Here is a 9,914-nt window from a genome sequence, read left to right as displayed (position 1 = left end):
CAGCGCTTCCATCACCGCCGGGGGGTCATCGGTATTCGCCAGTTGTTGCAATGCCAGACGCACCCGGGTTACCCGCGTCAGGAAGGTTTGCAGACTCAGTGACGGGTCCGCCGTCAGCCCGTTTTCCGCCGCGCTCTGGCCCATCAGCGCCAATAACGGGCCAAACGCGTTATCCAGCGGCCCCGGTGGCAGTCGGGTCTGGTCAATCACCGACGGTTTATTGTTCTGGAACAGGTTTTGTGCCGATTTCACCAGCGAATCCGCTAACGCCGCGCCCGGTTGCCCGGCTTCTCCCTGATAAGCCAGCGTATCCATCAGGGCAATCAGCGGGGACTGACGTACATCCGCCATCAGGGTTAACTGGTCGATAGTGTCGGACAGGTTATGGGTTTTATGCCAGCGCAGGCTGTTGAGGAAGTTCAGCCACGCCCCGGCGAAGTCGGTAAAGTAACGCGCCGTCAGCCGGGCTTTCAGCTCCGCCGGGGACACCGCTTTCAATACGGGCTGACGGCCGTCACTGAGCACCCAGTCAATCTCCTCCTGCCGGGAAGCCACCACCTGCGCTATCGCTTTTTGTACCTGCCCTTCCCATGCCTGACGGGTAAACATCCCCGGCACTACCTGACGGGTGGTAAACAGGCGACTCGCCTCCGTGGCCCCGGTCATCTGCGCCAGGGTTAAATCCCCGTAACTGTGGGCCACCTGTTGCAGCATCTTCTGGTACAGCATGGTTTCCGCATGACGCTGCCCCAACTGATTGAGCAGTATCTGACGCACTTCACTGACCAGTTCGTTATCCACACTGATTTTCCACTCCGGGTGGCGCGGTAAGTTCTCCGCATAAAACGTCAGTAACGCCTCGCCGCTGTTTTGCCATAAGCCATCCGTCACCCCGGCCCGGTGCGGCCAGTCCGCCATCAACACCCGGCTCATCACCGTCGCATCCGCTTTCTCCGGCCGCGCCATCATCAGATACACTTTCAACTGGTCGTAGGCCGATTTGATACGCTGATGACGCTGTGCGCTGCCCGCCGGCAGATTCACCAGTTCGGTCAAACGCTGATGGAGCAACCGGGCAGCAGCATCACGTATCAGTTCGGCATTATTGCGCTGATACACCGGCCACATCGCTTTCAGAAGGGCTTCATTCTGATTGAACCCGAAACGGCTGTACCAGGGGGCTCCCCGCTCTGACTGGGACTGCAACCGGTCAATCTCCCGTTGCAGCCCATGCTGACTGAGCAGACGGGCCGATAAATCTCCCTGACGGTCGCTGGCCGCGCTGATGCGTTCACGGCTCACCGCTATCTGATGCCGGTTAACCCAAAACGAGGTCACACTGCCGACGCCCCACAACGCCGCCAGCGCTATCACACTCCACTGCGCGCTTTTTTCCCACGGAAAACCCACCGCCTGTCCCCGGCTATCGCGCACATGCTCCAGCACCCCGCCCCAACTGGCCTCCACCAGCCAGCCATGCTCCACCATCCCTGACGGCACCGGCAGCGGTAAACTGAACGTCACCCCCGACAACTTTATCGGCGGCCGGTCCAGCAACGGCGTCAACTGCCGGACCAGACGTGTTACCCCCTCATCCCGCAAAGACTGCGCCAGTCGCAACAGAAAGTCGTGACGGTTTTCCGCTATCGCCTGTTCCATACCCCGGTTCGCCAGCGTGGGTATCAGGCTGTTCAGGCTCTCTGCTAACATCTCAGGCGTATACTCCCCGGACAGAAAACAGCCCACGGTCTGGGTTGGCCGGTCGCGCTGGTCCCAGTCGCTGTGACGCACATTCCACACATACACCGGCGCCTGCCAGCCAAGCTGTCGCCCCTGTTTCTCCAGCATGCGCAACGCGGTCTCTATCTGCGTCCGCTGACCGAGCTGGTCTTCGCTCATCGCCCACACCACGCCATCCAGCGGACGACGGCGACGCAATTGGCGCAACGCCTGTAACTGCGCTTTATCCGGCTGAACCTGTAAACTGCCGCCCCACAGCAATAGATTGTGCTCGCCCTCTTGCCATTTCTGCTGAACGAGGCCAGGAGCTATCTGATCTACTTCTTGATCTTCGCCCATCACCAGTAAGATACGTACTTTGTTACGCCAAAAACGACCATAACGCCGACTAAGGTGAAAATTGATCATCTCCCTATGTTCATCCTCAGAGGTATAAATTTTTAACCGTTCTTCTCTGGCAGGACGCATACCTTGCTGTTCGATTTCCCTTCTGAGGTATTCCTGCCGATAGATCCCAACGATTACCGGGAAAAGGCGCAGTACACTAAAGATCAATACAGCTAATCCCCAGGCAAATATCTTTTTATCATTTGTATCCAATCCAATTTTTTCGCCGTAAAACCAGATGCAAAATGCCGATACAGCAGCAACGACGATAAATAGCAGTGCGTTACCGATTTTGATCCATTTATTACTAATCATTTTGATTGTTCCTCCCATGCCTGAACTGTATTTACTGTCCAGTTACGATCATTTTTCGCTAAAACTAAATAATTCCCTGAATGATATTGAGACAAATCAATAGCCAACCCGGTTGCCAACCAATAGGCATTTGGGCCAAACACACCAATAAATTTTTCAATATTTTTAATCCGTTCTAATTTTAATGCCGCATTCTGCTCTTGAATCACTGGCATAATTTGTGAAGTATAGGAATACATATCGTTATCACCCCCTAACATACCGATGGCTTCTTTCGCAAATGATTGGGTATTAATAAAGGTTTTAAATTGTTGTTCAAAATTTTCAGCGTCAATTTCCATTGGTCGATAAATTCTGGCTTTTTCAGTCAATGCAAATTTTTGTGTCAAATCATCGGTTGCCATAAGCAATACTCCTAAGCCTTCTGAAAATTGCCCGGTGTTTTCAATTTGCAGCAATATCAGTAATTGCACTTCACTAGCCGGATCTTTTAACCAATGTTCAATCTGCATTGCCGACAAATAAGGCACCAGATTTAGTTGAGATAATGGTTTACGTGCAGGAAAAATCGATTGCCATTTTTCTTGCAATATCATCTTTAATTTCTCATATTCTTGTACAGAGCCATGAGTGATAACCGTTGCGCAGATTTGTCTGTCCGGCGGGATATCAGAGATCGCCCTTTCAGCACTGTGTAATAATATCTGCACTGAATCACGCCATTTATTTTCTGACCATGAAAAATAGTCTATTACTTTTTTTTCACCATATTGAACGGCAATTTTTGGCTCTTCCTGCACGATAGTCCCGGCTGTTATTTTATCCGGTAAAAATACGCCATTGTGTAACACAGACATATGTCGATTGGCCCAATTTTGCCACTCTCTATCAATATATTGTCGCTCTTGGTTCCAAAAATGATATATCCCCAACCGATGACCAAAGAGATATAGCCTAAGCCCAAATGCAGCCAGCCATATTAGGCCCACCGCACCAAAAATTATCCACCACTGTTGCGACCTGATCTGTCCAGACCATAACACATAGCAAGTCATACCGATGTAAATAATAAGCATGCCTGAAACCAGCCAATGCCATAATACAGGAGAGACAGGTTCCTGCTGGATTGCAATTACGGGTTTATTCCAGCCCATACTTTTACCTTTATAGAAAACATTTACAATAACCTAAAACCACATAGAGAAAACAATATCTTATGGCATAGAATAAAATACTATTAACTCTACGTTGCTTAATTTTCTCTTTTAAGAATAATTCTCATTAATTTCCAATTAAATTAAATCGACTCAAGAGAATTTCAATAATATGACACCAAGAAAATAATCTTTATTTCATGGAATTATCCACTGCCAGCCAAGTGTTAATCTTACTTTGCAGATTATTTACCAAACGGCTCAACTAGCGCCTACATTTACCTGCTGCCAACCATGCTGATCAACCACCACCTGTGTACAACTACCTAATAATGCGACATTTACTGGCGTCAGTGGTTCATTAGCATTTACGTGAAGAGAAGGCAATGAGCGATAAATGTCTCGCAAGTTTTCAGCATAATGGCTTGGCTGGATGGTAACTTTCGCGGCAAAAGGGATAAAGTTATCACTGCGCCCATAACTTTTCGGCGTTTCCCCCTGGCTTAAAAAGGCAATGACTTTTGCTTCATTCGCTCGCCAATCGGCTTCGCCATCAACCGTCGGCACCATCTCTGCATGTTGCATGACATTTTCGTAGCCATGCTTTGATTGTACCCATTTTAACGCAGCCAATACTGCACGCTTACGTGCATCAACGATTGTCCCTTCTTCACACTTCTGCTCATGGTGTTTTACCGGATTTGCCACGCCATCCCACAAGTTACTATCAATCAGAACCGCAATGATTTCTCCTTTCGTTTTTGATGATGCATATTTTAATATGTCCCCCTGACTGGCATTGATTTTTTCCATCAGTTTAACCCGCTCGTTTTTGTTATCACGGATGCTTGTTAAATTAAAACCGCCACCAGACATTGACACTTCTTTTACCGAAGCCTGCGGCTCCGTTTGAGTTTTCTTTTCATCTTTACAACCTGACAATGCCAGTAATACTAAGCCTACTATTATAGGATTTACGGATTTATTCCGGCCCATACTCTTACCTTTATAGAAAACATTTGTAATAACCTAAAATCACATAGAGAAAACAATATCTTATGGTACAAAATTAAATACCATTAACTCTACGTTGCTTAATTTTCTCTTTTAAGAATGATTCTCATTACTTTTCAATTAAATTAAACCGGCTCAAGAGCGTTTTAATAACACTATACAAAGAAAATAATCTTTATTTCATAGAATTACCACCCGCCAGTAAATCGATAAATTCCCCTCCTACATCAGGTTGAACAGTAATATTTTTATATCGCCAATGTCCTGCATGTTTATCTGCATCAACATACACCGTACCACCAGACCGATTTCCTTTAATAGCAATTTCAAATCCCGCTTCACTCTCGCTAATACTGCCAGAAATAAACCAGCCTGCTTCAATGGGTTGACCTAAAACACTTTTCACCGCAGGATTAGATTGTGCCAGCGATAAAGCTTTTTTATAGGGCTCCGAAGATTTTATTGCGTTCATGGCAATCATAAATATACCTGCGATGAAAACAGGAATAAAGCAGACAATCATCCATTTCCATTTACGCACCACCCAACTGCGTTCTCCAGAAAGAGAGAGCATTCCCGTCGTTCCTTCGTCATCCGATAAACTCCACTCTTTTTGTATCGTTACATTTTTTTCTTTCATCTCGTTAATACCTTTTCATTCGGGCGAAATGCCACGTTATCTTATGTTCGAACTTCTTATTCCATCAGATATAGGGCAGAACCCTATTTACAGTTTTTTACAACTCGTTTAGCTATTGCTTATTTCCCTCTGTAATCGTGAAAGCAAAACCCATCGCCATTTCATAATGGTTATCATTATCCTTTCCTCATATAGCGACGTTACTGTTTTGTTTATTTAACTGTTTTTCTCCTTTTCAAGGATCATTCTATTCAGTTATTCGCTTCTCCTTACAACCATAAAACTAGTTAGATTCAAAATCGTGCTTTTAGTTCAAAAAAAATTCATCACACAGAGAAAATCTTAACGCACAGATAAAGTGTGTCTTTCTTCAATCCCCTTTTACCCTTGCCATTGTTGTACTCCGGTGAATGTTGATAATCGCTTTCTGAATACTCGTCATTATCCAGTTCGGCTCCGAGTATGCTTTTCATGATTTTGCTACTCCCTGTTTATTAAGCTGACTCATTGTCGGCTTTTCTCCGTCATGTGAATCTGTTAAACCCAAAGTTGAATGCTTGGTTTCAGGGTAGTTAACTACACAACGGAAACCGTAGCCCGGTGGAATGAGTTTCCCATTTTCAAACCAATCCTTATCCCGAGTAATAGTGGTACTGAATACTCCATCCCCTCCACTCATTCCCCGCATCACCTTTTCGTTTCCGTGCTCAGGACCTTGCGGATTATGCTCTGGAGAATGTTGGTAATAATCCGCTGAATACCAATCATTAACCCAATCGGTACCATTACCCATCATGTCGTACAATCCCAAAGGATTTGGTGGATAAGAGCCAACTGGACTAATTCTAGAAGCAAAATTCTCTTTATAACCATACTTGTTATTATTACTGGCAAAGATAAATAACTGCCCGCGACTACGAGCTGCATACTCCCATTGAGCTTCTGTCGGTAAATCCACTTTCTTACCACTGATTTTTCCCAACCATTGGCAATAATCCTTGGCCTCCTGCCAATACACCGAAGCAGGATAATTATCTCCAGTACTTCGGTTAAGATATTCGTAGTCAGGATCTGAAGATTTCAAGTCATTATAGGATGCCGTTTTCGGTAACCCTAGAATCGCCCGATAACGATTAAACTGCCCCCAAGTCACCTTATATTTTGCAATTTTAAAACTGTCCAGCGTTACCTTATGTTCCAGCCTATTATCCATATCAAAACTATAAGGCAAATGTTCTGCTACCCGGCGACCAAAATCCCCCATCATAAAACTGCCACCTTCCACCCGCACCATTTCCGCCAATGCTTCTTTTACCAAAGCCTGCTGTTCTGTCTGAACTTTATTTTTATCTTTACAACCCGCCAGTGTTAGCAATACCAAGCCAGCTACTAAGGGATAACAGAGTATGCCTTTCATCATTTAAATATTCCTCACATAACCGTGCTGCTCAATAACTACCTGTGTAACACTTTTAAATAACTCTGCGTTTACTGGTTTCAGCGGTTCATTTAAGCTTTTCGCTACCTCAGCACTAGCAGGTAACCAGTTATAAATATCTTTCAAATTTTTTGCATAATGACTAGGTTCAATAATGACTTTAGCAGCAAAGGGAATAAACTTATCACTATTCCCATAGACTTGCGGCGCTTCACCTTGACCCAAAAAGGCAACCACTTTCGCCTCTCCCTCTTTCCAGTCATTTATTGCTGCATCGGGATCTTTCCCTACTTCACCCGGTACTTTATGCAAATTCTGCATCACATTTTCGTAGTCGCGTTTTGACTGCACCCATTTTAGTACCGCCAGTATTGCCCGTTTACGCGCACTGAATATCGTCATGAATTCACCCTTTAATTCACGGTTACTGGCTGGACTCGCGACTTCATCCCAGAAATTAGTTTCAATGAGCGCGGCAATCATTGCCCCGCGAGTTTCCGGTGGCGCATATTTCAGCACGTCTCCTTGGCTATCATTAATCTTCTCCATCAATGCCACCCGTTTTTCTTTATCATCCCAAGATTGCTTTAGATCGGTAATTAAGCCACTAACATTCTTAGCTATTACTATTTCTCCCAACTTCAACAACGGCATCATACAAAACGCGTAATAATGCTCCTCAGCCATCAACTCCAACATCTTCACATAATCCATATTGCGCAACATATAGGCCAGGCACGGCATAAACTCTTCCCATATCGCCTCGCCATCGATATCAAAACCGACTGCTCCTTTAGCGCCAACGCCCCAACACAATCCACCCTTGGCAATGACGCGAATATGGCCCCCCCGATAACTAAACGACACAATGCCACTGAAACCTCCACCAACCTGCCCTGTAATACCAACACTGACTTTCGCCAACGGCCGAAATTCCATTGGATTCTTCTCCGGGTTTTTCCACATCAGGCCGCCACTGACATTGGCACCGCACTCTGCCCCGACAAACATGCCTAGTTCCTCCCCGTTATTCGATCCCTCCAGCAGCTTGGAGACATCCACCTTGCGACGACCCGGTACACCATTACCATCCAGCGCCATCTGTACCGGTACCCCTTTCGCCACATCCCCTTTCAGGTTTACTCCTACCTCAATCCCCAAACTGGCCCCCACGCTGCCCGATAGTGTTAGCGTCAGGTCAAACCGCCATATTCCCAACACGCCTTCGCTGCCATCCTTGCGCGGATAGCACAGTTTCACGCCGGTCCTGTCCGGCAGATGGAGCGTCGCTCTGGTTCGCGACTCCGCCAACGCAAAATTGGCATAAAAATTAATCTTCCCTGATCCGTCCAACAGCCCTTTCAACCCATTCTTACTGATTTCCAGCGGGTTCCATGCGGCTTTGGCTCCCGCACCATAAGACCAGCGCATCAGTTGGGATTGTGAATCAAACGCAATATGTTCCCCTTCATACGGCGATGTTTTCAGGCTGTTATTCAGGTCTTGCGCCCACTTCCCCCAAACACCACTGTGATCATCAATCAACTTCACATCCAGCACCGTTAATGAAGGTTTGAGGTTTTTAATTTGCGATTCCAGTTTCTTGCCATCTATCTCCATTCGGGTACGGCTGTTGCCCTCTTTATCTGTATACGGCACTTCCCGTAAAAAGCTTTTACCACCACCTTTCTTATCCTGTTCATTCAGCTTATAGCGCCGCCAGTGGCTTTTGATTTTGTCCGATCGAACGTAGGTGTATTTGTAACCCTGATAGCCTTTATCCATCGCTATCAGTTCCGTGATACCTATCGCGCTTTTTTTGGCGTTTTCATCCAATAACGTAGTTTTAGGCAAATTTTCTGGTGGACTTAAGGTAGTTAGCTGATTGCGTAACCGTTCACAAGCACCATTCAATTCGTCATAAGCCGCTTTTAGCTGCACTTCTTGCCCGTAAGCAGGCACCATTGTCTGCTGAGTACACTGTTCTGTCAGAGCGTCTAACTGACGTTCCGCCTCAATGCGCTGTTCCACACAGTGACTCAGAAAGTTATGCTCCTCCATTAATGCGTGGACATCTTCTTTATCCACAAAAATCAAGGTTTCACTGTCAGGGTGGAAATATATTGCTGGCTCCGCTTTGATATATACATCGGTGTTTTGCGGTTTTACCCCGGTTTTTCCGGTCGATACGGCCATACGGTTTTCCTCTCAGTAAGTTAAAAGTGTTCAATATTCAGTTTGTCCGGCGTGGCGGTATGAATTTCAACGGTTCTACCGTTTTCATCACTTATCCCTTCAAACACTTGCCCATCTCCGGTGGTAACGCGGTAACGCCTGTGAGGTAAAATTTCCCCGCTGTCCTGATCCTTTAAGGTAAAAAACCCACTGTATCCCCGTGGCGGCACCGGCGCTGGTGTATGAATATTTTCAGCGCCCATTTTTTGTATATTGGCCGCTTTCAACAGGATGTTGCCGGGGCAACCTAATTCGATATTGCCGTCTTTAATCCGAATATAACCACCGCCACTAGACAGTAAGATTTCCCGATCAGCACTGAGCGTGACTTTTCCCTCTATGCTGGTGATAGCCATATCCTTTTTAGCCAGCGCTGACAGTTCATCATCCTGTGCCTGTATCGCCAGCTTTCCCTGATGAGCAAATAATTGCATGCCGGATTTTTGCGCAAATAGATTCACCGATTCACCACCAATAGCCGTGATGTCTTTCAACGCGCTGATATCGACATTTTTCCCCGCTATCACGCCAACACTGCGATTACCCGATGCCACTCTGACCGATTCAGGACTGACAATCCCTATCCCTTGTGGCGCATGCATCAATATTCCCGGCTTTTTCAGCCCTTCTAGCGTCTGGTTAAGGTTAGTCTGTGCTGCACAATCCCCCGGTTTACCCTCGCCGATTTCTGCCGCCTGTGATAATGATTTTGCGATAGACAAGGCCGTTTCTAATTGCTCGATCACCGCCGCCATATCTAATTGCTGTCCCGAAGCTTTAACTTGCTGATCGGCGCTGATAAACAGCCCCTTCCCGGCCCGGATAGCGCCCCAGTCGTCGGTGCGTAACTCAAACCCTTCGCCGCGCTTATTGGGATGCGGTCGCTTTCCATCCACCAGATGGCCCAGATTGAGCTGGCTTTTCCCGCCATATTCGGTACTCAGTTTGATGTGCTCTTTGCCGCGCTCATCGTCCATGCGCAGTTTGTTGT

General features: G+C 46.6%; 8 protein-coding genes. All 8 read right to left on the bottom strand.

Features of this window, described 5'->3' with window-relative positions; genetic code table 11:
• On the bottom strand, positions 1 to 2,442 hold a 2,442-nt coding region (locus tag EAE91_RS22480; RefSeq protein WP_244868997.1), incomplete at its 3' end, for an ImcF-related family protein.
• Positions 2,439 to 3,596: a hypothetical protein gene (locus tag EAE91_RS22475; RefSeq protein ID WP_214090402.1), complete on the bottom strand. Its 1,158-nt coding sequence runs from the start codon at positions 3,594 to 3,596 to the stop codon at positions 2,439 to 2,441. The genes EAE91_RS22475 and EAE91_RS22480, both read right to left, overlap by 4 nt.
• A 261-nt stretch (positions 3,597 to 3,857) precedes the next feature.
• Positions 3,858 to 4,592 carry a hypothetical protein gene (locus EAE91_RS22470; protein WP_214090401.1) on the bottom strand — a complete coding sequence of 245 codons (735 nt, stop codon included), beginning with the start codon at positions 4,590 to 4,592 and terminating at the stop codon, positions 3,858 to 3,860.
• Positions 4,593 to 4,785: 193 nt separating this feature from the next.
• The gene (locus EAE91_RS22465) at positions 4,786 to 5,250 is read right to left on the bottom strand and encodes a cytochrome c oxidase assembly factor Coa1 family protein (protein ID WP_214090400.1); all 465 of its coding nucleotides are present in this window, start codon (positions 5,248 to 5,250) and stop codon (positions 4,786 to 4,788) included.
• 326 nt (positions 5,251 to 5,576) lie between these two features.
• Positions 5,577 to 5,723, bottom strand: a complete 147-nt coding sequence (locus EAE91_RS22460; RefSeq protein ID WP_214090399.1) for a hypothetical protein — start codon at positions 5,721 to 5,723, stop codon at positions 5,577 to 5,579.
• Positions 5,720 to 6,670 carry a formylglycine-generating enzyme family protein gene (locus EAE91_RS22455; RefSeq protein ID WP_376744728.1) on the bottom strand — a complete coding sequence of 317 codons (951 nt, stop codon included), beginning with the start codon at positions 6,668 to 6,670 and terminating at the stop codon, positions 5,720 to 5,722. The genes EAE91_RS22460 and EAE91_RS22455 overlap by 4 nt, the downstream gene beginning before the upstream one ends.
• A complete protein-coding gene (locus EAE91_RS22450; protein WP_214090398.1) occupies positions 6,671 to 8,884 on the bottom strand; it encodes a hypothetical protein in 2,214 nt (737 codons plus the stop codon). It abuts the gene before it with no gap.
• A gap of 20 nt (positions 8,885 to 8,904) precedes the next feature.
• A partial coding sequence (locus EAE91_RS22445) for a DUF2345 domain-containing protein (protein WP_214090397.1) occupies positions 8,905 to 9,914 on the bottom strand: 1,010 nt, incomplete at its 5' end.

Source organism: Photorhabdus noenieputensis, assembly GCF_018448935.1.
GTDB classification, from domain to species: Bacteria; Pseudomonadota; Gammaproteobacteria; order Enterobacterales; family Enterobacteriaceae; genus Photorhabdus; species Photorhabdus noenieputensis.
Note: the sequence above shows the minus strand (reverse complement) of the source record. Positions and strands in the feature narration are given on the sequence as shown.